Raw genomic sequence first — 25,350 nt, 5'->3', positions numbered from 1 at the left:
GCCGGGAGGAACCTATGCTTATCGCATCGTTCCTTCCGGCTTTTCAAACTCAAGGCATACATATTTATTATCGAAGCACGCTTACTCGTTCATGATGGAATTGATGGAGGCATAAACCATAGGCAGGAAGCCCTCTGAAGGTTCGCCAACCGGTGCATGGATATGGAAAGCGAAGCCATTGCCATCCAGCTCTTTCACGATGAAATACTCCGTTTTCTTATTGTTTTGAGACATCATGAACAATTTTGCCTCTTTCATCGGACCATTGCTAAGCTTTTCCTCACTTAATTGCTTGACCGCTCCGGTTTCTGACAGATCTTTCTTCGCATCCACTTTCAGTTCATTCAGGTTATAATCCGAAGGCAGTTTTTCAATCTCGACCTCGTAATCCGGATCAATCTTCATGGTCAATTCATGATCATCCGCATCGTAAACCATTGGTTCAAACACATATAATGAATACCCTTTGCCTTGAGCCAGTGTAACCGGGCGCTTTTCGGTCATGCCTTCCACGGTCACTTCCAGCTCGGATGTTTTGGCACGATCAGATGTAACATTACCACCTGCATTCGTACCGTTACCATCATTGGACTCGACCTTGGCGATTTCCGTAAGCACCAGCTGTTTAATCGTTGTATCGCCTTGAATGGCTTTCTCTACATATTTGAATTGAACGGAATCTTCATCGTCAATGTCATCCAAAGATTTCTGCAGATCTTCACCCACCTGGAAAGACATCGGTTCCTCTTTCACACGAATTTCAACCGTGTGCGGATCTGCCCATCCGGTCAAAATGCCTTCCGCTTCAATCACAGCACTTTCCTCAGGCTGCTTCCCTGGTGCCGGTGTCTGTTCTTCTGTATTATTCGCGGGTGGCTGAGCAGTAGGGCTACTATTGCCGCAGGCTACAAGCGAGAATCCCATAACCAAAACAAGTAATGATGCACTAATATTCATAGTATTTCGCATATGAACACCTCCGTTAGCTTATACGCAATGATGTTTGTCCATGTTGCCTGACTTGTTAACTTGACAGCTTAGTATTACTTACACGGCTGACCCGTCGCTCAATCATAGAAAGTGTTCAATGCTTCTTTGACACCATGAATACTCAGCCGGCTTGCTCCATTTGCACAAGTTTCGCATTGGCTCCGTTAAAAGCTTTTGTCTGCTTGTTAAACTGCTGTCTTAACTCGGCAACTTTGGCATATTGGCTGTTCCGTTCCCGAATCGCACGTTTGATTTTAACCAAATTGGGCTCCACATTGCCTCTCATCAATGCATATAACTGCTCGTCCGCATCAAGGCTCTGCCTATAGGAGGCAACAAACGCTTCAAATGACGCAGCTCTTTGCTCATACTGATCCAATACCGTGTGGGCTTGAGCCAGGTTCTCTTCTTTTTCAAAGGATAACTGATCCAACGAAGTTCGCAGCTCTTCCATCTGTTCTTTAGTCCGGCTCATCACGGCTTCAGCTTGTTCCAGCAATGTTCTTCGCTCGGCAATATGTCCGTTTGCCTGATCGAGCAAGGCCTCCAGATTACTGTTTTTGTTCTTTCCTTTACTCAGTATCGATCCGTATAATTCCATGTCTTCCCGTTCATGATGAACAAGTTCCTTCAGGCTCTGGTTCATCTCCTGATCGGTAAGAATTAATTGATTGACTTGATTTGCCGCAGGTTCCTGTGGCTGACCGCAAGCACTGACAAGCAGAGCCAGCAATATGCTGACCCCGGCCAAAGCTATCTTTTTTCTTTTAAGCACCTCGGGGTGCCTCCTCTCTTGCAACTGCTATGTTGTTATTCTTACAGGCGGGTGTCTGCGCTAAAATTGGATACCCAATGTGCAATCGGATCGTAGACCTCAAACTCATAACCCCGATCTTCGAGCAGTTTCAAAATGCGTGGCAGTGCCTGTACCGTTTGCTCGCGCTCATGCATCAGAATCACTTCCTTATCCCGATGTACACTGCTGCTAACCCGTTCCACGATTTTGTCCGGCTGACCGGGAAGATTCCAGTCGAGGGAGTCGGTGGTCCAATCCCACATTTTAAATCCAGCCGCAGCAATGTCGCCCCTGAAGTCTTCTCCGATCTGGGGACTACTGCCGTATGGAGCACGAATCAGATGCGGCGTAAAACCGATCAGATCCTTGACCATCTTCTGCTCCTTTTTGAACTCCTTCACAAAATTAGAGGAGCTTCCGCTCTTATACAATTTGTTATAGTTATGTGTCATGCTGTGAAGCCCCGGATAACTGCCCTCTTTGACAAGCCGCTCCACTGCTTCCTTGTGTTGATTCAACTGACGTCCAATCATGAAAAAGGTTGCCTTTGCCTCATGCTGTTTCAAAATATCCAGCAGTTGATCGGTATATACACTTGGTCCATCATCAAACGTTATGTATGCCAGCTTGCGCACCTGACCCTGGAACCGCGCAGGTTCCTCTTTGGACTCCGGTGTCATTTCAATCATGCCAAGCTTGGTTGGCTGTTCAATCGCAGCTACTGGCGGAGGTGCTACATAATCCTTGATCCAGTGCGTCATGCCAATGAATGCATATGTTAAACCGATAATGAGCAGTGCCAGAAGCGCCAGCGCAGCACTCAGTCTCCCATACCGGATTTTTCTTCTTCCATGCGTCTTGGTTCGGCTTGTTCTATGCGGAATGCCGCCACTCTCTCCCGCTCTCTGTTGTTGAACTCTCACTTCCAGGCCACTTCCTTACTTTCATTTTTTCCCGATTATTGGTACATTATATCGTTTCATGTCTCTATATAGAAGATTAATAGAAAAATGGTCCTGGAGAATGACAGAATAGTTACAAGCCCGGTTACAATCTACTTATCTATTTCTTTTCTTATGCTTTTCCTGCGGATACAATCTCCTGTATAATAAATTGATTTACGCCATTTGACTTCAAGAAGGAGCTACATCCATGACTAGCTTGAACCGTGCCGGCAGATCGATCTTTCTGCTATTCTTTGTCGGCATTATTGCCATTTCGTTTTCTTCCATCTTTGTACGCTGGTCCACAGCCGACGTCGCCGTCATCGCGATGTACCGACTGTTCCTCACCAATCTGCTGATGCTGCCTTTTGTGTGGAAATATCGGCACGAGATGATGCGTTTAAACTTCAGACAGTGGGCTTTACTTCTCGCATCCGGCGTGATGCTTGCACTGCACTTTCTGCTCTGGATGGGATCGCTTCGGCTTACGAGTGTAGCCAGTTCAACGGTCATTCTCGCTTTGGAGCCTATATTAATTCTCGCCGGTTCTGTCTGGCTGTTCAAAGCCAAAATCAACCGCATGATGATCATCGGTATGGGCGTTGCCCTGCTTGGATCGATCGCTATTGGAGCTGGAGATTTCCAGTTGGCAGGCACAGCGCTACGGGGGGATATTCTTTCTTTGCTCGGAACGATCGCTGTGGCGGTACACATGCTGCTTGGACAGTTTTTGCGTGCCGGACTAAGTGCCTTTTCGTATAACTTCTGGGTATTTTTCGTAGCTGCCTGTACGCTTGCGGTATATAATCTGGTTAGTGGTCACCCGTTTGGCGGTTATGCGGCTTCTGAGTGGGGAATTTTCCTGTTGCTCGCCATCGTGCCAACGATCTTTGGACATTATCTCTTCAACTGGCTGCTTCAATATATGAATGCCACGACAGTATCGATGGGGGTACTGGGGGAACCTGTATTTTCCTCTCTGCTGGCCTGGATGCTACTCGGTGAATCCCTCAACGGGCTTCAGATGTCTGCCGGGGTTGTCATTATTTTCGGAGTATGGATCTTCATTCGGTATGGCAAAACCAAACCACAGCCCATTCCCTCAGATGCTCCTGTAGCTGGAAAAGGACCAGTCGAACCTACAGCGGTGTAACTTGCGTTTGTATTAGGATTTTTGTAAAAAACAACTGGGACCTGCACCACGCAGATTCCGGTTGAATCCATCCCACTACATATAAGGCGGTGTGTTTTCATGAAAAATATTGTATCCATGCGCTGGCTGCTCGCCAGAATGTATGAACCAGATGTCGTCATTGCCGATTGCCGATTCCTGCTCGGTCAACCGGATGCCGGAAGACAAGCCTATGAAGCTGGACATATTCCTGGTGCAGTTTATCTCGATCTGGAAAAGGATCTATCCGCTCCTGTATCTACCCACGGAGGACGTCACCCGCTACCAGATCCGGCTGAACTGGCAACTCGTCTCTCCAAAGCAGGCATCGGCTCGAATGCACGTATTATTGCCTACGATGACCAAGGTGGTATGAACGCATCGCGGTTGTGGTGGTTACTTCGTTACCTGGGACATGAACAGGTGTATGTCATGGACGAAGGGCTCTCCGCCTGGCAGAATGCCAAGTTTCCAGTGACTACGGATGTGCCGGTTCAGATTCCAGCTTCGTTTGAGGTGAATGTGCAGTCAGGACTTTTGGCGAGTGTTGAGGATGTGCAGCAAGCATCTGCTGACGGCTCAGCTGTACTAATCGACTCCCGTGATGCTCGCCGCTATGCGGGTCTAGAGGAACCCATTGATGCCAAGGCCGGACATATTCCGGGTGCGGTGAATTATTTTTGGAAAGATGTGTTGGATTGGGATGGACGTTGGACAGATACTGGGGTGTTAGAAGAGCGTTTCAGCAAGTTGGACAAGGATGGCGCGATTATCGTGTATTGTGGCTCCGGTGTGTCCGCCTGCCCGAACGTGATTGCGCTGGAAGAAGCGGGATATACGAATGTGAAGTTGTATTCCGGAAGTTGGTCGGATTGGATTAGTTATGAGGAGAATCTGGTGGCGACGGGGGAAGAATAAGAACTAAGAGCCCGCGTCAAACGCGGGCTTTTTTTGTGCTTTCATTATATCCATGTAGAATTTTAGATGCTTAAATTTCCGACTTCTGTAACGCTCAGATTCAGCTTATGTTTTCGGCATACCTCGTAAAAATCTTTTGAAATAATGGGTTTGAAGATATTTATATAATCCAACATAAAAAATTCATGCTCGCCAATTCGCTCTTCATGAAGGCAAATTTGAGATACAACTTTGACGATCTTACGTGGAGGCTGTTGTACAGATGCAGCAATGACCCCTTTGCGCCCATATTCCGAATTTTCATAATCGAAAACATCCAAGCGATCAAGTTGATGTACAGTCCAATAGGTTTTTTCAACCGAACGACCGTCGTGGTAACACACAGTTGTCGGAATAAACTGTATGTTTGTTTTAGTTTCCTCCAACAGCGCTTTAAAACGATCTGATACGTGTCTCGTTCCTGTGATCGTCTCAAAATAATCTACTTTCAGGTTGCGCACCGTAGACAGTAACTCAACCTCTGCCGTTGTCCCCTCTGGCAGCGGATTCTCTATCGCCACATAATTCATACCTAATTCGGGAGTGAAGGTCGTGCCGCCACTAATAAACCCTCTACGTGGATATTGAGATTCCAGAAAATAATAGTTCATAGAATGAAGTCTCCTTTCCGAATTAAGTGCTTTTCAATCAATTATGCGGGGCAAAAGAATTAAGCAGCTATGCACTATGTAATATGGAGTACATCTGTCATGTGGCGATGTACTCTTTTGTCGTTTTCGTATGGTCCTAAAATCGGGAGAGTCGACAAGGTTCTAATTCACTTCTTGATTCCCGATCGATGATTTCACTTGCAGCCAGACGTGCAATCAGCGGCGCCAGCGTAATTGCAGAATGCATCACGGTTAGATAAAGTCCTTTTACGTGATCTTGGAAACCCACAATCGGATAGCCGTCTTCAGGCATAGGTCTCATCCCGACCTTTATGCTTTCCAGTTCCAGTTGATTCCCATCTTTCAGACTGCGACGCAACGTGTCGAACGCTCGCTTACCAACCGCCTCTGGTCCGTTTTCCTCCGACTCGTCGATTTCATCCGAATCAGAATGGTAGGCGACGACGTAACCGGCACAGGATAACCTAACGGGTTGCAAAGTTCGGGGACGCCTGCACCTGCGGCCAATACGACGACATCCGACTCCAGAAAACCGTTGGACGTATGCACGCCGACCAAGCGGGAACCTTCTTGCTGAAGCTGTGTAACGTTGGTATCGAACTGAACCTTTGCTCCGTACTCCCTCGCTTTGTTCAACAACAGCTCTGTTATCTCTATGGGGTCTACCGCACCTTCTTCGCTGACATACATCGCTTCGTCCGGATAGTCCAGCAGATTCGGCTCCAATACCTCAAGCTGCTCCCGGTTTAATTTTTGAAAGTGGGGTTGCTCCCTGAGGGGTGGAGTGTCCCAAGTTAGCGCTCCATTCCAATGAATTTTCAGTTCGGGTAACTCTTGCTGAAGCGTATGATATTCTTCCAAAGATGCATCGTACAAATGCCAGTAATCGGGAGCCACCCTATGAGTCGTATGTATCCAGGCAAACGATTTTTCCGTGACTTCACGCGCCGCTTCAGGATGTCGTTCAATAACGGTTACATCTTGATTTCGTTTGGCCAGATGATAGGCCATGGATGCCCCGACAATACCTGCGCCAATAATCACAATTTTTTGTTTAATCAATAATGACTCCTCCGTTTTCACCCTATTGTAACATAGGCGTTATGATACTTAGGGGTTATAACATATGAGCGGAGCTGGAGCGACTCAAATAGTTGTACAGAAAATCCGGGTATTGTTGAAGAGGACTAACTGGAGGTAAAGCAAGTACGCTAGCCAATAATGTCGCAATTTCAATCCACTGTCGTATCCTTCCAATTGACTGCAATACGAATTAGGATGGACAGGATGCACACCGTATACCAGACGGAGCCTGCAATCTGAACTAATGTACTATACTCTACTGATGCGCTCACATTTAGACAGGGACCTCTCCGCCATGATCGGCAAGGGGTCCCTGTTTCTGGACTTGATATAAAGCGAAATTAAGTGATGGTAAGACTTCCGCTTGCATATCCGGCTATGGTTGAAGCCACATCAATTCCGGCTGTTATTGATGCTGAGAAGACCATAAGCAGGCGGTCACCGGCGGCTACTGGAATACTCAGTCCTGTGGTCAATCCGCTGGATATTGTGCCCAATGACAAAATGCCGGTCAGTGGTGGAGCCAAGGTTACCAATGCACCCGGTACAGCCGTAAAGGAGTTATTAGGTGTAGTCGAATGGTATAATTGTGCAGTAATGGTTACTGTAGATCCAACCAAGCTAAGCCCAGCTGTTGTACTGAAATAAGCGGCCAGTGAAGTAATCGTTCCTGCACGGGATGCCGAGAAAGCAAAGTTAAGCAAGGTGCCTGCAGCGCCTGTGAGATCAATAATCCCTCCGTTAACACTTATTCCTGTAGCATTGTTGCCAAATCCAACTAAACTGGAGGTATTCAAAAGTCCGCCTAATACCGTAGTCAACGCAACAGGCAGTCCTGATGCGTAAGGTATGATCGCTCCAGAACCTGCTGCCCCTGTAGCTCCGGTTGCCCCTGCTGTACCTGTCGCTCCCGTAGCTCCCGTTGTACCTGCTGTACCTGTCGCTCCCGTTACTCCAGTTGTGCCTGCTGTGCCTGTCGCTCCCGTTACTCCAGTTGTACCCGGTGTGCCTGTTGCTCCCGTTACTCCGGTTGTACCTGGTGTGCCTGTTGCTCCCGTTACTCCAGTTGTACCTGGTGTACCTGTCGCTCCCGTTACCCCAGTTGTACCCGGTGTGCCTGTCGCTCCCGTTACTCCGGTTGTACCTGGTGTGCCTGTTGCTCCCGTTACTCCGGTTGTACCTGGTGTGCCTGTCGCTCCCGTTACTCCGGTTGTACCCGGTGTGCCTGTCGCTCCCGTTACTCCCGTTGTACCTGGTGTGCCTGTTGCTCCCGTTACTCCCGTTGTGCCTGCTGTCCCTGTTGCTCCCGTTACTCCCGTTTCGCCTGGTGTACCTGTTGCCCCCGTTACTCCGGTTGCACCTGGTGTGCCTGTTGCTCCCGTTACTCCGGTTGTGCCTGCGGTACCTGTTGCTCCCGTTACTCCGGTTGCACCTGGTGTGCCTGTTGCTCCCGTAGCTCCAGTTACACCTGGTATGCCTGTTGCTCCCGTTATACCGGTTGCACCTGGTGTGCCTGTTGCTCCCGTAGCTCCGGTTGTGCCTGTAGCTCCAGTGCTGCTTGGGATTTCACCCAGTAATTCCGAAGAAACTAAACGATGGGCTGTTACCAAAGAGCCTGTGCTGCTCTTACCCCACACTGATACTTGAACAGGATCATCAACCATAGCTGTTGTTGTGAAAGTAAACTCGAAGGCATCAAAATTGGCATAGTAGCTGTTGGTTATCACTTGATTTGGTGCGATGTCAAAAGATTCACTGACATACAAAATCCTCAATCCACCACTCATGTAATACCCTTGTATCTGTATAGTTGAGGCTGTCACATCGCTGCGGTTATCCATTCTGACAGTAACTGACTGAGTCGGCCTAACACCACTAACAGAATTATTTTCTAACGGCCCTGTTGATAAAAAGCTCATCGTTACTCTCCCCTTTCTTTTGAGTAGATTTTATCTGCTAGATGTTTTTAACTGTTTTTTCGTGCTCCACCACCCGGTGTGCATCTACCAATTGTCCCGACGCTTGTTTGCCCCATACTGAGATCCCTACTTCTTCCGCACCTTCTGTATTGGTTTCAAAAACAAACTCAAAAGCATCTAAATCTGCAAAATAATTTCTGGTCACTGCTTCATTAGGTGCAATGCTGATCACTTCGCTCACATAGAGCATTCTTGTTGTGCTTAGCACATACCCCTGAACAGAGACTGTTACAGAGTCAACAGCAGCCCGACTCACCAACCTAATCGTTACCTGTTGTGTTGGTCTAACACCAGAAACCGGATTGTTTTCGATCGGCCCAGTTGATAAAATAGCCATCTTCCCCATCCCACCTTTTTATGAACCTCTTACTCTCTTAAGCTCACATGAATAGTAATATTCAAACATTAAACCAACGGTGTGGACAAAAGACAGGCGTCAATTCACCATTCTTCATAAGACATATAAGATTACGGCAAGAAACAATATATAAATTTCGTAATCTTGCGTTTAAACAAAGGGGTAATATGAATATGATGAGGGATGAGTGGCAGACCATTTCATTATTAAAAGAACTCAAAAGAACCTTTTCCAACAATCGGGAACAAAAAGATGATTTAACATAGCTTTATACAACAAACCAGTCTTGTGTAGTCTCGTGTTTTCGTGTCAAAAGGGCTGTCCCAAAAGTCATACTCATGACTTTTGGGACAGCCCTTTTCATAGTTATTTAGGTTTAATCCATCTGACACACGTTTTTTGCTCCCGTTAGCACCGTTCTGAATTATAACTTATTTTAACGACTGCATCGCTCTGTTTAAATCGATAGATTCCCCACTTCATTCTGATACTCATAGATATAACGGATATAATTTTGTGCGCTTTGGTTAATTTCTGCATCAGTAGCTTGGAATGAGGCACCAAAGACTGCAAAATACGGTAACGCTACGGCGCCAACATGATTTATGCTGGCTTTAAAGGGGGTCACCACCTCATCTACGGTAAAGGACACTGAACCATCCCTCGTGTAATTTTCCTTCTTATCACCAATGGATATAGCCAAGCCCATCTTTTTCCCATGCAGTTTGTTACCTGTTGATCCGTACGCCCATCCGTAAGTAAAAACATCATCTAACCACTTTTTCAACAAAGGTGGATAGCTATACCAATATAACGGAAACTGCAAAATAATATGATCATATGCTTCGAGTAACTTCTGTTCTCTGGACACATCGATGTTCCAATCAGGATAGGCTTTATAAATCTCATGAATTGTAATATCAGAGTGTTGCAACAACTCCTTTTTCCAGCGTTGATTTACTCTTGAAACCTCTATATTGGGATGCGCCAGAATGACGAGTGTTTTCATGATTAACATTCCTTTCGCGTTTCAGCTATAGGCTTTTTTTGAATATGGCCATTATCATATAAGCCTGAAAAAAAGAAAATACACACTCGAAAGTAAGATGGTTACTTCAGAGTGTGTATGGACTTCATCAGCCATATTGTGAGAAAATGAATAGTTATACCGCATCAACAAGATCTAACACGAACGAGGTGATATGTCATGAAGCAATATAACCTGGGAATCGAAGCGACACTCGAAATTATTGGCGGCAAATGGAAAGCGCTAATCATATGTTTATTAATGTCTGGTGTGAAAAGGACAGGCGAGTTACAGCGCAGTATAGACGGTATCTCGCAAAAGGTCCTGATCCAGCAATTACGCGAGCTTGAAAGAGACGGCCTTGTCAGAAGGCATGTTTACCAACAGATGCCGCCCAAAGTCGAATACAGTCTTACAGAGTATGGAGTAACCGCCAACAAGATCATGGATGTGATGTGCACATGGGGGCGGGAAAATATAGCATTAAGGCAACAACAAGGAGAAGACATTATACTATTGGAAAACAAAGAGCCTGCTTTTTGAGCTGGAATCTTTAGCCGACACTTTGAGAAGAAGGAGCACTTAAATTGAAAAACTATCTTGTATTCGGTGCTAGCAAAGGATTAGGAGATGCATTTGTCAGGGGTGTACCTGAGCAAGGTGATAAAGTCTGGGTCGTGTCTCGCACGAAACCTGATAACTTGAAACTAGACGATGGAGTAGAACGCATATGGATACAGGCAGATCTGTCTGATCTCCATGCATCCGAACAGATCTGCGATGCGCTTCAGAACGAGACTTTGGATGTTCTCATTTACAATGTGGGTATTTGGGAAAAAGAGGGGTTCGAGGACCACTATACGTTCGATAAGGACACCCCCGCCGAGATCAGTAATCTGATTCATGTAAATGTAACATCTGCTATTGTAAGCATTCAGGCATTATTGCCCCACCTCAGGCAATCAACAGCTGGAAAAATCATTCTTATTGGCTCGACTGCGGGTCTGAGCAATGCGAACAGTACTCAGGTTTCTTTTGTCGCTTCCAAATTTGCCATTCGTGGAGTTACAGAAGCCTTGAGAGAACATACAAGAAAAGACCGGATCGCGGTTACGTGCATCAACCCGGGAGAGCTCGCAGGCGAAGTTCCATATAAAGATGGCATCGACCGCGCTCTTTCCGAATATAATGGTACACGCATCCCGCTTCAGGATATGGTTTCTATCGTAAAATGCATCGTTAGCCTGTCCAATGCAGCCTGTGTAAAAGAAATTAATATGCCGGCAATTACGGATTTGAACGCTTAATTAAGATTCAAAACGGATTAATAAAACTCCGTGACAACCAGAGACAAACAAACATTAAGCGCGCGTTTGAAACGTGCTCTTTGTGCTGCAATAAGGTAGTTAACATTTTATAAAATGGACTAAAAGATGCTTAAATTCACTTCATTTAAAAAAAACGTCACTATACTTTAGTCCTGTCCTTACTGGGCTAGGGTCTTGGACAAAGACTGGGCTTGAGTTTGTTCTGATTATGGTAAATCCACTGCTATACTGCAAAGCGATATACATATTTTGATAAAAGGAGCTATCACAATGAGAACAAATTTCAGCACCATGCCCAGCACGAGTTCAGAGGAGGAAAAAGTCCAAAAAGCCAGGCGAGGACTGCTCGTTTTCTTTGCCGTGCTCATCCCTCTCTCCATCCTTAGTTATGTACTGATCATGAAAGCACCGATTTTCGGTCTGCTTCTCATGTGGACACCCGGCTTGTCCTCTATCTTCGCCCGTGTAGTACTTCGAGAAGGCATCTCGGATATTTCCTTGCGGTTTGGTGGGAAGCAGACAGTGAAGTCATTGCCTTTCATCTTGCTTTTTCCAGTTGTTATTGGTTTATTTGCTTATGGAATCGCATGGATTACGGGGCTAGTTCAGTATGTTACACCGGACTCATTCATTGAAGGCCCATCTGGTGTTATCCTTGCAGGAACAATACTTTTTCAAATGTTTGTGGGTACTGCAATCGGTATAATCAGCAGTTCAGGAGAGGAGCTCGGCTGGAGGGGCTATATGCTCACTCGACTAATCGACGCCCGTATACCCAGACCCGTGCTGACGAGCGGAATTATTTGGGGTGTCTGGCACCTTCCCGTAATGGTTTTTGCGGATTATTATTCCGGTCCCTATCCTGCCTTATCGGTTATCCTGTTTATGATTTCAGTGACCTCGTTCAGTTATCTGATCAGCCGCTTGCGCTTAACAACCGGCAGCATATGGCCTGCAATTCTCCTCCATGCATGTTGGAATGCCGTGATCCAGGATGCCTTTGATATATCTTCCAGTGGTAAAAACGTTCTGCTATGGACTGGAGAATCCGGAATATTAGTGGCTCTCGCCTTGCTGATTGCAGCATGGATGATGTCGAGAAAGCCTCTTGTCATAAAACAGCTATAAGAAAAAATCTCTGAATCCAAATTCGGAGCAATGATGAAAATATGTTTTAAGGAAAAACATCCAACTTAAGACTGACAAAAGCCCGCAACGTAGCGGGCTTTTCGGTTTTTCATCCATTATCGTTTATCTTTGACTTTCAGACTAGATCGCTTGTAAGTATGAAGACTGACAAAGTACATGCGAGCTTTTGTGCTTTTAGATATGTTTCATTTCCCTATTGAACAGCTCATCACTGACAAGTCACTTTGATGCTGTCATGCATTCCACCAGTGCCCGCAGTGAATAATCGGAGGTTGAGCACAACAGAATGCATCCGGCTGTCTGTGGCAGTGCGGCGTCATCATAGGGATTGCGCAGCACCAGATTCAGCAATGGCTTAACCGCAGCCAATGCCTCCGCCAGTTCCAGCTGACCTGTGAATAGATGGGCATTAAGGGTGCCCTGGATAACGACATCCGCATCAGCAGCTTGCTGTATCAGGGACTTTATCTGTTCGGCATCGGGCTTCATCGCGCAGTAGCACGTCTGCACAGCCAAGCCTTCATCCTTTAATTGGGAGGCTAACCTGATTTCCGCAGAAACGCTATTATCGGCCTGAGTCAGCTGCTCCTGCTGCGGCAGTATCAGCAAATATTTCAGCGAATCCTTGAATGGCAGCAGACCCTGCGGGTCCCGGCTAACTTTCACAGTCATACGAGCCAGCTTCAGTGCCGCCTCTCCCCACTGCTCTATGGGAATCGGCTGTGCAGACGCCTGGTACATCCGGAATTGGTCATGCAGCTGCCGAATACGAAGAACCGACTCGTCGATTCGCGACTCGTGAATGCGCCCATCCCTTACAGCGGCCAGAATACCCGCGATGACCCGGCTCTGAAACTCCGGCGTATGGCACATCAGGATCATATCGTTCCCCGCCTGAACAGCCAGCACACCCACGTCTTCCGGGCTGAAATTTTTGCGAATTGCCCCCATTTCTATGTCATCGGTACAGATCACCCCCGTAAAGCCCAACTGTTTCCGCAGCAGTTCCGTGGCAAAAAAACGACTGAGTGAGGCTGGAAGTCCGCCGGATTCTGGAATGTTAGGAAACACCAGATGCCCCATCATGATTGAATCCGCCCCGGCTTGAATTGCCTCAACAAATGGAAGCAATGGCCCCTCCATCAACTGTTCAATCGTCAGTTCACATTCGGGCAGAACAATATGCGAGTCTCCGCTCACTTGCCCATGGCCGGGAAAATGCTTTGCCGTCACGGCCACTCCCGCTTCATGCATCCCCTGAATATAGGCGCGGCCGAATTGGGCCACCAGCTGCGGGTCCTCTCCAAAGGAGCGAACACCCACAACCGGATTATCTATATGCGTGTTCACATCCAGCACTGGTGCCCAGTTCATGGGAATACCAAGCGAGTGCAGCTCACTGCCGATGATTTTACCGAGCAAAAGAGCGGCTTCCGGATCTTCACTTAACCCGACTGCCCGGTTGCCAGGAACATAGGGAAAAAAGGACTTAAACTTGGACAAGGTGCCGCCCTCTTCATCTACCGAAACATAATAAGGCAAAAGGCTCCCGCTATCTCCGGCTATGTTCTTTACTTCTGCAAGTAGTGTATGTGTCTGCTGCTCGCTCTCAATATTATGGGGAAAGATGCCGATCCCCCCGAATCGGTGCTGTGCCATTCTGCCGCGAAACTCCGGCTCGGCCCGAGTCGATGGTGTGCCTACTACGCACATCAGGGCTATTTTGTCTTCCAGACTCATTACCGTCAGATCAGTTTGTGTATGGATCGCGTTCAGACCCAGTTCTTGATAGAGCGTGCGCTCCAGATAATCATGCAGATAGAACCTTGATTTCACAAAGTGCTCCGCCATATCAGAGGGCTGGTAACGCTCCAGCGCAGCCTTCATGCGAGGGAGGATCCTCTCACGTCCACGGCGGTTTCTCGTATAATTGTTAAGGAGTGAGCGCCACTCCGCATCGTCTCCGGGATACAGCTCCCAGCGGTAAGCATACTTATGGATTGCCCGAGAACGATCTGTCGCCACCTCAAAATCATGCATGATCGCAATCAGTTCCGCTTCTTCCTTGTGCTCGAGCACTTCGTCCATCAGCTTCCAGATCACATCATAATAATCCTCTACTCTGTAATTGCCGAGAAGGTTGTGTCCGGTAACAGGACCAATGCCATGAAACTGTTCCAGAAACCGGTCGATGAAGGTGGCGGTATTCGCTTTGCGGTTCCAGGCCAAATCCGCGTGCAGTAGCATGGGATACCAGGTAGTTTCAAAAATACCATATGGAACACCGAGGCTGAAAGGCCCCGTCCAGTTGGTAGCAACTACACAACCAAGATTCAGTTTGTCGGCCGTCTCTGCCCACTGAAGCAAGTTGTCTGTCCGGTTCAGCAGTACCGGATAATTCTGATGTTCTGCCCAATCAAAGCTGCGGACTGCTGGCGCCCCCATAACTTCAATGCCGAGCGACCTAAATTTATTGGCATGCGAAGTAACTTCCGCTTCGATATTGCGCCCGTTGTAGATCCAGATCATGGCGACACTTCGCCGATCCAGCTTAGCCAGTTCCTCTGGCGGGCATTTATCCAGCATGTCATGCCAGAAAATCGGCTGCTTTCCCCGTTCTGCCGTAAATGCAATCAGACGGTTCAAAAAGGCGATAAAAGCTCGTTCCCGCACGCCTCCAAACTCGATTTTACAGCGTTCGCACTCGCATAGGCTGTAGACCTCGTCACACCCGAGGTGAATATAACGCGAATCCGGGTGGGCGTCGATCATCTCTTCGAGCAGAGTGGTTATCAACCCAAAGCTTTCCGGATGCGATGGGCAGATCTCCCCGGTGGACTGCTCTGTCTCGCGAAGATGCCGCCAACCTTCGTGGCGTAATACATATTCCAGATGTCCAAAGCTCTGCTGGAGCGGAATAATCTCTATAAAGTGATCGTGGGCGCTCCGCTTCAATTCTTCCAGCTGTGAACGACTTAACGCATGTTTTGGATGTGCGAACTCGGGATGCGACTGAAATGGGAACTTATCCTCATATTCAATCAAAATTGCGTTCGTCTTATAACGGGCGAATTCAGCCAAATACTTCGTCAACAGTTCCGGCTTGGAGAACGTCTGACGCAGGTCAAAGTTCATTGCCCGCATAGGTGTATCCGGCCAGTCGGTTATGGACACCGCCGGGATAACCCCATCGGGTCCATTCAGTTGTACCAATGTCTGCAATCCATAAAATAGACCCGCCGCATCCAGTGCGTAGACTTCAGCCCTTCCGGCCGACACCTCCAGCTTATACCCTTGTGGACGTCCGTCCAACCCAGTCAGATCCGTTCTGTCTTGTTGAGTAAACGAACTGAAACTAGGGATGGTCGGGCTCTTCTGTTGTGTTCCCAGGACTTCATGAATGGCAGGGGCTCCATGTTCCTCATCGACTACCTGCTGCGTTTCCTGCCCTGAGAGACTTTCGATTATTAATAAATAACCCTTTTCTATTCTGGAGCATGTATATTCCATCCCCGGAAATGCCCGGCGACAATGAATTTCCAATCTGGGATCATCCTGTTCCATGAAAAGACTCCATCTTTCCTCGCCATTCAGTCGCAAGGCTTCTCCTTCGCTCGCTGCAATCTGCTTCGGTTGTGGTATCAAGCTCTGCATCGCTCTCCTCCTATTCTCAGCTCTGTGGACTGATCCGGCCATTCTTCCAGCACTGCAAGACACTTAACTTTCCACCATCCATGTTAAAGCTAACGATATCGGCGGGTGCTCCAACCTCAAGTCCAGCAGCCTGTTCAAGCCCAAGTAACCGGGCCGGATGCACCGATGCACAGTCCCAGGCATCGGGAAGCCCGGACAGCCCCGCTTCCACAAGATACCCCACCTGATCCGGAAGCATCATCGCCGAGCCAGCCAACAGCTCCGGCTGGCCGGCAAGGTGCAGCCGACCTTCCGCCGTCAATACCACATCTCCACCGATATGCAGGTGGTAGGAACCTGGTGGCATACCGCTCAACGAGACGGCATCGCTGACAAGAATGGCGCGGTTCCGTTTCATCCGAAGAATTACAGCCAGCACAGACAGCGGAAGATGATGACCATCCGCTATCATGCACCCATACAGCTCATCGGCTGCCAGCTGCTCCCACAGATAGTTCGGATGACGAGGAAGCATCAGGTGTGCACCATTACCAAGATGTGTAGACATCAATGCTCCTGCGGAGACCGCTTCCCTGATCTGCTCTGGCGTTGCTGCCGTATGTCCAATCGAGACAAGAATGCCGGATTCGCAGCACCGGGCAATAAATGAAGCTGAACCAGGCCACTCGGGTGAAAGGGTAATGATGCGAATTAATCCATCGGCGGCATCCTGCCAACGGCTGAGCGCCTCCCAATCAGGGGGAACAATATGCTGCTTTGGGTGGGCGCCGCGTGGGCCATCCTCCGGCGAGAGGAATGGACCTTCCAGATGAATGCCCACAATTCCCTCGGCCGCATCCCGGTTCAGCCGAACGGCTTTTGCAATGACGGAGGCCGCCTCAGCCAACCTTACGGAACTGTTCGTAATCAACGTCGGGCAAAAGCTTGTAACACCTTGGCTTTTCAGCTTCCGGGTCAGCTGCACTACCGTATCTGGACATAGCGGGGCTGTGTTCAGATCCAGCCCCCATCCGCCGTTCACCTGTAAATCCACCAGTCCAGGCGCAAGCCAGGGCAGGCAATCTCCGGGAGGCGACATTTCAAGTTCAGTAACAGCAGTGATACGTCCCTCTCTGATCCCGACCTCAATGGGCAGCCCTGTTCTGTAGTGCTTCCCGATCATTGACACGCTCACAGGCCGTAGGCTTCCCGGTCTGTGAACATCGTGATTCCGGGATGTGTACGCAGGATAGTGGCAGGACATGCCGTGCTGATCGGATCATGTAAAGCTGCCGCAAGTGCACGCCGCTTGGATGCTCCCGGTACAATTGCGAACAGCTCCCTTCCAGCCATCAACGTTGGCACAGTCAGGGTCAACGCCTCCGCAGGCACATCTTCCAGATGGGCAAAGCACCCATCGTTCACCTGCTGACGGCGACAAGCTTCGTCCAGTTTTACCGCTTTGACGATTCTCGAATCTTCAAAATCGGCAACAGGCGGATCATTGAAGGCGATATGCCCATTCTCTCCGATACCGAGGCAGACGATATCAATAGGAGCCGCACGTAGCAGGTCTCCATATCTCTGACACTCCTGCTCCACATCTTGTAGCCCATCCAACAGCTCCACCCGCCCAGGCTGCACCCGACTGAACAGCCGATCCGTTAAATATTGACCAAATCGCTGGGGAGCCGTTGGCGGCAGATACATATATTCATCCATATGAAAGGCACAGACCCTTGACCAATCAATACCTTGCTCCCGTACCAGACCTTCATACAATTCGTTTTGCGAAGGAGCAGCAGCGAACACCATGCGTACCTGACGCTCCGAATCCTGAAGCAGCTGTCTTAATCTGGCCCCAACCGCAGCCGCAGCCGCTGCTCCCATCTGATTCCGATCAGTATAAACCTGCACAGACATATGCTCAACGTTATGAGTCTTGAGCGGTTCCACCAAGTCATTCACATTCATGTGCTTCCTCCTCCTTCAAGCCACTTCTCGTCTGCTTGTTTAATTGCCGGCATTCAACATCAGCAGCGTTGTATGCGGCGAATCATGACCTGCTGCGTAGTAATAGCCATTGTAACGGATTCTCCGCGGTTCAAAACCAACCTGTCTGCCCGGTCCCACCGCTTCCGAGACAAGCGCCACACTCCCATCCATTCCTGTTGTCCCGCTGGTGTAACGCCCCGCCGAATAAGTAAATCTCCCCTCGACTTTCGCCCCCGAAATTATTGCGCCTGTATCATAATCTCTGACCTTCATGGTGACGGATACCCCTGATCCGCCATAGACCAGATTCATGTCCGTTACAATCAATGCCTTCAATGCGGTGCTGCCAGTGGTCGCCGACACTTCATCGGTGAGAGGCCCGATATTGCCACGCAGATCACGCGCCGCAATACGATAGTAGTATGTCGTATCCGGCAGCAGTCCCTTGTCCTGGTAATTCAGGGCGCGGGCGAGTCCAACGATATCCGCAGCCACAGGCGTGAACCCCTGCACGGTACTTCGGTATATCACATAGCGTTCCACTTCCATGTTATCCGAAGCCATTCCATAATTCAGATGTACAGTCTGATAATCAGTCGCCTCAATGGAAGGAACCCCTGAAAGGGCGGAAGGAGCTTCCTGATCATCCGGCGCTGTCCAAACTACACCGCCCGGCCCCCAATAAGAAGGAAGTGCCCGGTAGGAATCATAGTGATGGACGGCAATACCGCCAAAGGCGCTGCTCTGCCCGTAAGCTGCATATACCTTATCCAGCTCGGCTTCCATGTGGGTACGCCCCTCCTCCCAGAAGGTAATGGTCTCCGGGTCTCCGCTATTGGCGATATCCAGCGTTTCCACACCAATCACCACGGAATTCGGCTTACCGATCTGATCCGCATAAGCCAGCTCTCCAGCAGCCCCGGCAATAATGCCAGCGGAGCCATCCGCCGTATCCCGATAATCCATAATGGAGATATAATCAGAGATATCCTGAACATGCTCAGACAGCCATTTGTTGGAGCCATTCCATGAAATATTCGCTGCTTGATCCGATGTGTCATACCACTTGGGAACAGCAGGACCGAACGGAAGCCAAATACCTGCGGTATCCCGGCGATCAATCATCTTTTGCAGGCCATCCAGGTATTCCTTCTGCAGGAAATGACTTGGGTCTTTAAAGTCGGGAGAGATATAAGGCTCAATATCCACATTGATTCCGTCAAACTTCTCCGTATCCCCCGCTGCAAGATTGTAATTGATCACCTGCTCCATTTCCTGCACAGCATGATGGTGATACTTCTCGTAAGCGCCCATATAGGCCGGCGTAGTGCCGCCTGCAATTAACGCATGCACCTGCAAATTTTTGCTGTGCGCCCAACTCACGAAAGAACGCAACTCGACTTCCTGCGCTTCCAGTGCATCGTATCCGGCATAACCGCCTACTGCAAGATAAAGCGTCTGGACCGGTGTTTGGCCGAATGTCTGCGTATCGGTGATGAATGACTCCAGCACCTGGCGCGATCCAGGGTTGAGCAGCAGCTTATAGCTTTCCGGTTCCCAGATCCACATAGCGCGCTCCTGTACAGGAAGAGGTACGGCAGTCTCATGCGTCCCGGTTCCAACCTGAGCATACACCGTCGGGCTATAACCATAACGCCCCGGTGCGCTGGCCGCTCTGGCCTCAAGACTGACCGTGCGATCGCCAAGTCCCGCCGTGTCCCAGGTGTATACATATGCAGGACCTTGCTGAACAGCTTCCTCCCATGGCCCGCGGTTCACCCGAACCTCTACCAGCATGATCGGAAGTGGAGAGCTGGTCTCTACAGAGATCTCCACCTGGCCGCTAAGAGAAACGCCCTCAGATGGTCCAGTGATGGTTACTACAGGAACAGCACCTGCCGGGTTATTAACGGTAAGGACGGCAGCCGCTCCCCATACCCCGTAACGGGTGGACGTATCCAGTCCACGAACCACCAGTTCCACGGTCCCGTTATAAGCTGAGGTATCCAGCATATAAGACCATGTGCCGCTGTCATCCCCATCCGGATCATTTAATACCACTTCGAATTGAGCCGTTCCGTCCACAAATAGTCGAATGTCATACAAGTCGGTATAACTGCCCCCAATTTCCACCAGCCCTCCATCCGACACATACCCGCCCGCAGGCGCGTCCAGTGAAATTGAACCCGCCGCTTCTGCCTTGCCAGGGACAGCTATTCCAATCGTCACCATACAGATCAACAGAAACAATCCCAGTTTGAATCCGGAGTACACACGCAGATGCTGCTTTTTCATAAGCGAAGCCTCCTTTTGCCATTCTGTAATGGTCTAGGATTCCTGTGCCGTACATTCGCTCATTTCGCGCTCAGCTGAACATTCTGAACACGGTCATACGCTTCCTTATAGGTGTTCAGCAGCTTATCTACCCCAAGATTGTTGATTTCCTCTACATACTTCTCCCAATCCGCCAGACTCCGGGAACCCGTAACAAATTTGGCAAAACTCTCGTCACGGTGCTTCTTAATCGCCTGACCGGTAATGGATATGACCTCATTTTCCACTTCTGTAAAAGCAGGTCTTGGCTGCATTGCGGGAGGATCATATTTGACCGCTTCTTCATAGGCATGCTTCAGATCGTCCGAGAACAGCGACAAGTGCGCGTTGAAATCAATCCAGGTATAGGTCCCGCTGGTCTGAAGCCCTGTCTGCTTGCGCATTTCAATGACATCGTTATACTCCGGCTTGAACTTGATCGTATCGCCTTCCTTTATAAAGGTCTCTCCCTCTACACCCCAGCTGCTCAGCGTACGTCCTTCCTCAGAATAGAAAAAGTCCATGTACTTCATCACATCATCAATGTTCTTGGAGGTCGAGGCCACCGTCAATCCGCCTTCCATATAATGAAAATACGGATTCAGCTGTTTGCCGCCTGAAATGCCTGCCGGAGGGGCCAGAAACTGCATGTTGAACTCCGGATTCTCCTGCTGCATGGCATTATTGAAAAAGTCAATCCGGCTGATATAATCAATGGTTACAAATGATTTTCCAGTCGAGACCATATCCTGCCACTGCTTAGTTTGCAATGATAAGAAATCGGGCGGGACCAACCCTTCATCGTAAAAACTTTTCCACATCCCTACCATGGCCTTGTAGTTGTCTTCAGTCGGTCCATAACGCCATTCCTTCTGGTCAAAATCATAGTAGGCACCCTCACCCGTTCCGTAGTTCACCGTCATATTGGCATTCATCTCATCCGGGATCTGACCGTAGCGGATCGAGAGCGGGTAACTGTCCGGGTATTTCTCCTTCAGCTTCTTCAGCGCTGCATGCAACTCTTCATAAGTTGTTGGAACCTGAATGCCTTCCTTGTCAAAAACATCCTTGCGGTACATCCAGATCATACGATTCGTCTCGCCGAAGCCTTGATTGGGGAACATATACATTTTACCGTCGGCGGACAGGGCAGCCTTCGCTTCCTCGGGATATTGCTTCATCCATGCCTTCAGATTCGGCATACTGTCCATATATTCCATCAGATCTACCAGCGCGCCCTGCTGACCAAACTTGTTCGAATCTTTGCGATTAGGCATATACATCAGATCAGGCAGCGCTTTGGAGGCAATCGCAAGGTTCAGGCTCTCATCCAGCTTGCCGGAAGGTGTCTGCACTTCCAGCGTGACGCCCGTCTTTTCCTTTAACCAGCTCCAAATGGGCCAGCTCTTGGAATAAGGAAAAGTGGCATTGTTGTCCAGCAGGGCCGTGAAGGTCTTTCCCGCCCCGGTGGAGTTATCGGTTATTCCGGTACCGTTTCCTTTGGTATCTGTTTGCGGGTCGGCACCCTTGCCGCCACTGCACCCTGCCACCATCGTTACTGCAATCAGCAGGGGAAGTATTACCGATTTCCATTTGCCCATAAGCTTCTCTCCCTTAATCTGAATTCGCGGTGCACTTCTTGCCTCACTTAACCTTTGACAGCACCAACCATGGCTCCTTTGACGAAATACTTCTGTACGAACGGATAGATGACCAGAATCGGCAGGGTTGAGACCATAATGGTCGCATACTTGAGCGATTCCTCCACCACCAGATTATCTCCCCCAATGGATGTTACGTCGCCTGAGCTTGCGCTGCCGGCCAACACGAGATTACGCAGCAGCACCTGGAGCGGAAACAAATCGGGAGACCGTAGATAGAGCAGCGGAAAGATAAAGTTGTTCCACATACCCACGGCATAGAACAGGGCAATCGTGGCAAAGGATGCCTTGGACAGCGGTACAATAATACGTATGAAGATTCCAATATCGTTCAAACCGTCCATCCGTCCAGATTCCTCCAGCTCTTTGGGGATGCCTGAGAAGAACGTGCGCATCAGAATGAGGTTCCAGGTGCTAACTGCACCCGGGAGAACCATGCCCCATACGGTATCCACCAGATTCAGAGAACGGACCACCAGGAAGGTCGGAATCATCCCGCCGCTGAAGAACATCGTAATTACAATCAAGACCGTGAAGCTATTACGCAGTGCCATGTCCTTTCTGGACAATGCGTAGGCTCCGGTGGAGGTGACCACCAGCGAGATCAGTGTGCCAAGCACGGTATAAATGATCGTATTTCGATAAGCCGTCCAGATTTGCGGATCGCCCAGCACCAATTTGTACATGCTCAGATTAAAACCCTTGGGCCAGAAGGAAATATTGTTTTGGATGACGTTTACGTTGCTGCTGAGGGAAACCGCCAGCATATGAAGGAACGGATAGAGTGTAACCACCACAACGAACAGCAGGATCAGCGATGCCACAACGTTAAACCAGGAAAATCGGAGTGAGTTCACGCCACACCTCTTTCTACCATAGACTGGTCTCACTTAATCGGCGGCTGAGCCAGTTGGCCGTATAGATGAATATCAGACTGATGACACCCATGAACAAATCAATGGACGCACCATAGCTGAAATTCCCCTGTACCATGCCCACCCTGTAAACATACGTGCTGATAATATCCGCTGTATCGTAGATCGCCGGATTCTGCATCAGGAAGACTTTCTCGAAGCCGATTTCCAGCACTTTGCCGATATTTAGAATCAGTGTAATGACGATCGCGGGAGATATACCGGGTAGTGTGACATGCCAGATTTTGCGCAATCGGCTTGCCCCGTCCATATCCGCGGCTTCATACAGCTGCGGATCGATGGCCGTCAGCGCGGCCAGATAAATAATGGTCTCCCAGCCGATATGCTGCCAGATTTCTGACAGGACGTAGATGCCCCGGAACAGCCCCGGCTCATTCATGAAATTAATCGGTCCAATACCGATGCCTGCCAGCAAATTGTTAATTAGCCCTCCCGTTGGGGACAGAAACATAATCACCATACTCGCCACGATTACATTCGAGATGAAATGAGGCAGATAGCTGACCGTCTGTACAAAACGCTTGAATGCTGCCCTTCGCACCTCATTCAGCAGAATGGCCAGCAAGATTGGGGCTGGAAAGCCGAACACCAGCTTATACAGTCCCAGCAGAAACGTATTCTTCATCAGCGGCCAAAAATCGGGATTCTCCAGAAACATCCGGTAATATTTGAATCCCACCCAATCACTCGCCCAAATTCCTTTAAACAGATTGTAATCCTTGAACGTGATGACCAGACCAAACATCGGCGCATAGCGGAAGATCAAATAATACAGGAGGCATGGCAGGAATAGCAGCCATAGCGCCTTGTTCCTGTTCCAGGTTCTGATCAAACGCGACTTCCGCCGAGGCGGCCGGTGCGTTTCTTTTTGCGGTTTGCTTTGCATTACGCTAGCATCAGCCATCGGCATGCCCCCTCTTGCTTGATGAGTTAATTCGACTTTTATGTCAGCTAACTTACCCTGGAATTCCGGGGTTCGTATTCGAATTATAGCTATAAACCTTTAGAAAGCGCTATCTACATGTTATATAACTTTTCGCCTTTACTCCTTTTTTCCAGATATCCGCGTATAATTCAGTAAAAGTGTATATTGTTTGTGTCAGCTTTATGCCGCTATGATAGGATTAAACCACTCGATCCGGGGCTGTACTCAAGGGGGAATGTCATAATGAAGGGACTGTCCTAAAACACAAGTTTAGCCTCACTCCATCGGATACTGGACAGCCAACCTGGGCATCATTTACACCAATGTCCGGGGGCTGCACTCTTTTGCCTACTTTGAATAAGGGGAAGAGAAGGCTTCGCTGGGTGAACTACCGGGAAATGGCAGCTATAGAAGTGAAGAAATTACACACACCTGGGAAAGAGCAAGATCAGCAACTTGATTTAGAAGGAAGGTGGCGATACGTGGAAATGCCCGGCGATCAGGATACTTACGTTACTCATATGAAAGCAAACCAACCACCGAAAGCGATTATGAAACGAAGCTTCATCACTCAAATTCGCAGACTGCACGGATTGTCCGCTGAAAGACAAATGTAAGAAGGCCGCACCTTCGCCCTTCACTGGATGAAGAGACGTAGAGCGGATTTTGCAACTGAAAAACGTCATATGGGACAGTGGCTAGCACTTGTAAATGCGAGCCACGCCCTTTGAAGACATATTTAAAATATCCAATTGCTACGGGAAAATTCAATCAGTTCATTGTGCTCACCCATTCACTGTTATTCCAGATATCAGGATTGTTAATAGTTTGAATTTCTCCACGTACAGTGGAATCATAACTATCCTTACTACTAGTATACCAATCAACAATAACTAACTTTCCATTCGAATTTTGCACAAGAAATTCAGTAGGTTCAGCAAAGTTACCTATATCCTTATGAACACGTGCATCTAATTTCAAATAGAAAAAACTCTTATCTCCTCCAACATACTCTACATGTCTAGCATCAATATCAACGCCTGTCACCTGATTATAGGTAAACTTGTTCTTAAGGAATAAATCATATTGAGATGAAACTTTTTTTTGCGTATATTGTTTAAGGTTTTCGTTATCGATATAAGTATCCAAATCAATTTCCGAGCCGTTCCAAATCGCTTTATAATATCCAGACAGAGCTTCCGCACACATTTTATAAGCCGTTTCAGAATCTCCAGCAGATAGATCACTTTCGTTCTGAGCTAAAAATTCTGAGGTAACTTTTGATAAATCCCCTTTTGTGCTCAGCGAAATTTCTGTGTTTTTAGATTCCTTCGCATCCATATCACCTACGACAACGGCAGTGTTCTCTTCATTAGTACTAGTATTAGTCTGTTCGCATGCGCTAAGGGTAAGCACAATTATTAATAAGAGATAAGCACGTTTCATTGCAGTTCCTCCAGTGAAAATATTGTTC

The 25,350-nt window shown here is 48.5% G+C and carries 24 protein-coding genes; 6 read left to right on the top strand and 18 right to left on the bottom strand.

Annotation, left to right across the window (positions count from 1 at the left end; all coding sequences use genetic code 11):
- Window positions 1-81: 81 nt before the first annotated feature.
- The 3 genes from ACR1R9_RS04310 to ACR1R9_RS04300 all read right to left on the bottom strand — a co-directional run bounded on the left by ACR1R9_RS04310 (window position 82) and on the right by ACR1R9_RS04300 (window position 2,709).
- Entirely contained in the window at window positions 82-969 is an 888-nt protein-coding gene (locus ACR1R9_RS04310) for a hypothetical protein (protein ID WP_175383213.1), read from the bottom strand.
- Window positions 970-1,111: 142 nt separating this feature from the next.
- Window positions 1,112-1,765, bottom strand: coding sequence for a YkyA family protein (locus ACR1R9_RS04305; protein WP_076288000.1), 654 nt, complete (start codon window positions 1,763-1,765; stop codon window positions 1,112-1,114).
- A 41-nt stretch (window positions 1,766-1,806) separates the two neighbouring features.
- Window positions 1,807-2,709 (bottom strand): polysaccharide deacetylase family protein, encoded by a 903-nt coding sequence (locus ACR1R9_RS04300; protein ID WP_433921636.1) that lies wholly within the window; start codon window positions 2,707-2,709, stop codon window positions 1,807-1,809.
- A 229-nt stretch (window positions 2,710-2,938) separates the two neighbouring features.
- Here ACR1R9_RS04300 and ACR1R9_RS04295 point away from each other — a divergent pair, with 229 nt between their 5' ends.
- Window positions 2,939-3,883 (top strand): DMT family transporter, encoded by a 945-nt coding sequence (locus ACR1R9_RS04295; protein WP_433921637.1) that lies wholly within the window; start codon window positions 2,939-2,941, stop codon window positions 3,881-3,883.
- A gap of 99 nt (window positions 3,884-3,982) precedes the next feature.
- Window positions 3,983-4,819 carry a sulfurtransferase gene (locus tag ACR1R9_RS04290; protein ID WP_433921638.1) on the top strand — a complete coding sequence of 279 codons (837 nt, stop codon included), beginning with the start codon at window positions 3,983-3,985 and terminating at the stop codon, window positions 4,817-4,819.
- Window positions 4,820-4,881: 62 nt separating this feature from the next.
- Here the strand turns inward: ACR1R9_RS04290 and ACR1R9_RS04285 are convergent, their stop codons facing one another.
- The 7 genes from ACR1R9_RS04285 to ACR1R9_RS04255 all read right to left on the bottom strand — a co-directional run bounded on the left by ACR1R9_RS04285 (window position 4,882) and on the right by ACR1R9_RS04255 (window position 9,919).
- Complete coding sequence (locus ACR1R9_RS04285) at window positions 4,882-5,469, bottom strand: imm11 family protein (protein WP_433921639.1); 588 nt, start codon at window positions 5,467-5,469, stop codon at window positions 4,882-4,884.
- A gap of 136 nt (window positions 5,470-5,605) precedes the next feature.
- Window positions 5,606-5,791, bottom strand: coding sequence for a hypothetical protein (locus tag ACR1R9_RS04280; RefSeq protein WP_433921640.1), 186 nt, complete (start codon window positions 5,789-5,791; stop codon window positions 5,606-5,608).
- Window positions 5,792-5,832: 41 nt separating this feature from the next.
- Entirely contained in the window at window positions 5,833-6,552 is a 720-nt protein-coding gene (locus tag ACR1R9_RS04275; protein WP_433921641.1) for an NAD(P)/FAD-dependent oxidoreductase, read from the bottom strand.
- Window positions 6,553-6,722: 170 nt separating this feature from the next.
- The gene (locus ACR1R9_RS04270) at window positions 6,723-6,845 is read right to left on the bottom strand and encodes a hypothetical protein (protein WP_256716745.1); all 123 of its coding nucleotides are present in this window, start codon (window positions 6,843-6,845) and stop codon (window positions 6,723-6,725) included.
- A gap of 69 nt (window positions 6,846-6,914) precedes the next feature.
- Window positions 6,915-8,492: an exosporium glycoprotein BclB-related protein gene (locus ACR1R9_RS04265; protein ID WP_433921642.1), complete on the bottom strand. Its 1,578-nt coding sequence runs from the start codon at window positions 8,490-8,492 to the stop codon at window positions 6,915-6,917.
- 37 nt (window positions 8,493-8,529) lie between these two features.
- A complete protein-coding gene (locus ACR1R9_RS04260; RefSeq protein ID WP_433921643.1) occupies window positions 8,530-8,889 on the bottom strand; it encodes a hypothetical protein in 360 nt (119 codons plus the stop codon).
- Between the two features lie 478 nt (window positions 8,890-9,367).
- Window positions 9,368-9,919: an NAD(P)H-dependent oxidoreductase gene (locus tag ACR1R9_RS04255; RefSeq protein ID WP_076287994.1), complete on the bottom strand. Its 552-nt coding sequence runs from the start codon at window positions 9,917-9,919 to the stop codon at window positions 9,368-9,370.
- A gap of 198 nt (window positions 9,920-10,117) precedes the next feature.
- On the opposite strand from ACR1R9_RS04255, the gene ACR1R9_RS04250 reads away from it, so the two are divergent.
- From ACR1R9_RS04250 to ACR1R9_RS04240, 3 genes are all read left to right on the top strand, one after another.
- Complete coding sequence (locus ACR1R9_RS04250) at window positions 10,118-10,480, top strand: winged helix-turn-helix transcriptional regulator (RefSeq protein WP_433921644.1); 363 nt, start codon at window positions 10,118-10,120, stop codon at window positions 10,478-10,480.
- A gap of 44 nt (window positions 10,481-10,524) precedes the next feature.
- A complete protein-coding gene (locus ACR1R9_RS04245; RefSeq protein WP_433921645.1) occupies window positions 10,525-11,244 on the top strand; it encodes an SDR family NAD(P)-dependent oxidoreductase in 720 nt (239 codons plus the stop codon).
- Window positions 11,245-11,535: 291 nt separating this feature from the next.
- Complete coding sequence (locus ACR1R9_RS04240; protein WP_433921646.1) at window positions 11,536-12,393, top strand: CPBP family glutamic-type intramembrane protease; 858 nt, start codon at window positions 11,536-11,538, stop codon at window positions 12,391-12,393.
- 240 nt (window positions 12,394-12,633) lie between these two features.
- Here the strand turns inward: ACR1R9_RS04240 and nagZ are convergent, their stop codons facing one another.
- From nagZ to ACR1R9_RS04205, 7 genes are read right to left on the bottom strand one after another with little or no spacing between them, the layout of a single operon-like run.
- Complete coding sequence (gene nagZ, locus ACR1R9_RS04235; protein ID WP_433921647.1) at window positions 12,634-16,068, bottom strand: beta-N-acetylhexosaminidase; 3,435 nt, start codon at window positions 16,066-16,068, stop codon at window positions 12,634-12,636.
- A 16-nt stretch (window positions 16,069-16,084) separates the two neighbouring features.
- Window positions 16,085-17,242, bottom strand: coding sequence for an N-acetylglucosamine-6-phosphate deacetylase (locus ACR1R9_RS04230; protein ID WP_343054933.1), 1,158 nt, complete (start codon window positions 17,240-17,242; stop codon window positions 16,085-16,087).
- Window positions 17,239-18,021 (bottom strand): glucosamine-6-phosphate deaminase, encoded by a 783-nt coding sequence (locus ACR1R9_RS04225; RefSeq protein WP_433921648.1) that lies wholly within the window; start codon window positions 18,019-18,021, stop codon window positions 17,239-17,241. The genes ACR1R9_RS04230 and ACR1R9_RS04225 overlap by 4 nt, the downstream gene beginning before the upstream one ends.
- 39 nt (window positions 18,022-18,060) lie before the next feature.
- Window positions 18,061-20,337, bottom strand: coding sequence for an Ig-like domain-containing protein (locus tag ACR1R9_RS04220; protein WP_433921649.1), 2,277 nt, complete (start codon window positions 20,335-20,337; stop codon window positions 18,061-18,063).
- Between the two features lie 59 nt (window positions 20,338-20,396).
- Window positions 20,397-21,956, bottom strand: coding sequence for an extracellular solute-binding protein (locus ACR1R9_RS04215; protein WP_076287988.1), 1,560 nt, complete (start codon window positions 21,954-21,956; stop codon window positions 20,397-20,399).
- Window positions 21,957-22,003: 47 nt separating this feature from the next.
- Window positions 22,004-22,873 carry a carbohydrate ABC transporter permease gene (locus tag ACR1R9_RS04210; RefSeq protein ID WP_072734581.1) on the bottom strand — a complete coding sequence of 290 codons (870 nt, stop codon included), beginning with the start codon at window positions 22,871-22,873 and terminating at the stop codon, window positions 22,004-22,006.
- 13 nt (window positions 22,874-22,886) lie between these two features.
- A complete protein-coding gene (locus ACR1R9_RS04205; protein ID WP_083678786.1) occupies window positions 22,887-23,855 on the bottom strand; it encodes an ABC transporter permease in 969 nt (322 codons plus the stop codon).
- A gap of 419 nt (window positions 23,856-24,274) precedes the next feature.
- Between ACR1R9_RS04205 and ACR1R9_RS04200 the strand changes: the two genes are divergently transcribed.
- Window positions 24,275-24,493, top strand: a complete 219-nt coding sequence (locus ACR1R9_RS04200) for a hypothetical protein (RefSeq protein ID WP_433956420.1) — start codon at window positions 24,275-24,277, stop codon at window positions 24,491-24,493.
- A gap of 154 nt (window positions 24,494-24,647) precedes the next feature.
- Here the strand turns inward: ACR1R9_RS04200 and ACR1R9_RS04195 are convergent, their stop codons facing one another.
- Complete coding sequence (locus tag ACR1R9_RS04195) at window positions 24,648-25,322, bottom strand: hypothetical protein (protein WP_433921651.1); 675 nt, start codon at window positions 25,320-25,322, stop codon at window positions 24,648-24,650.
- Between the last annotated feature and the right edge of the window lie 28 nt (window positions 25,323-25,350).

It is taken from the genome of Paenibacillus taichungensis, assembly GCF_050994985.1.
Lineage (GTDB): Bacteria > Bacillota > Bacilli > Paenibacillales > Paenibacillaceae > Paenibacillus > Paenibacillus taichungensis.
This window is presented reverse-complemented; position numbering and strand designations above follow the sequence as displayed.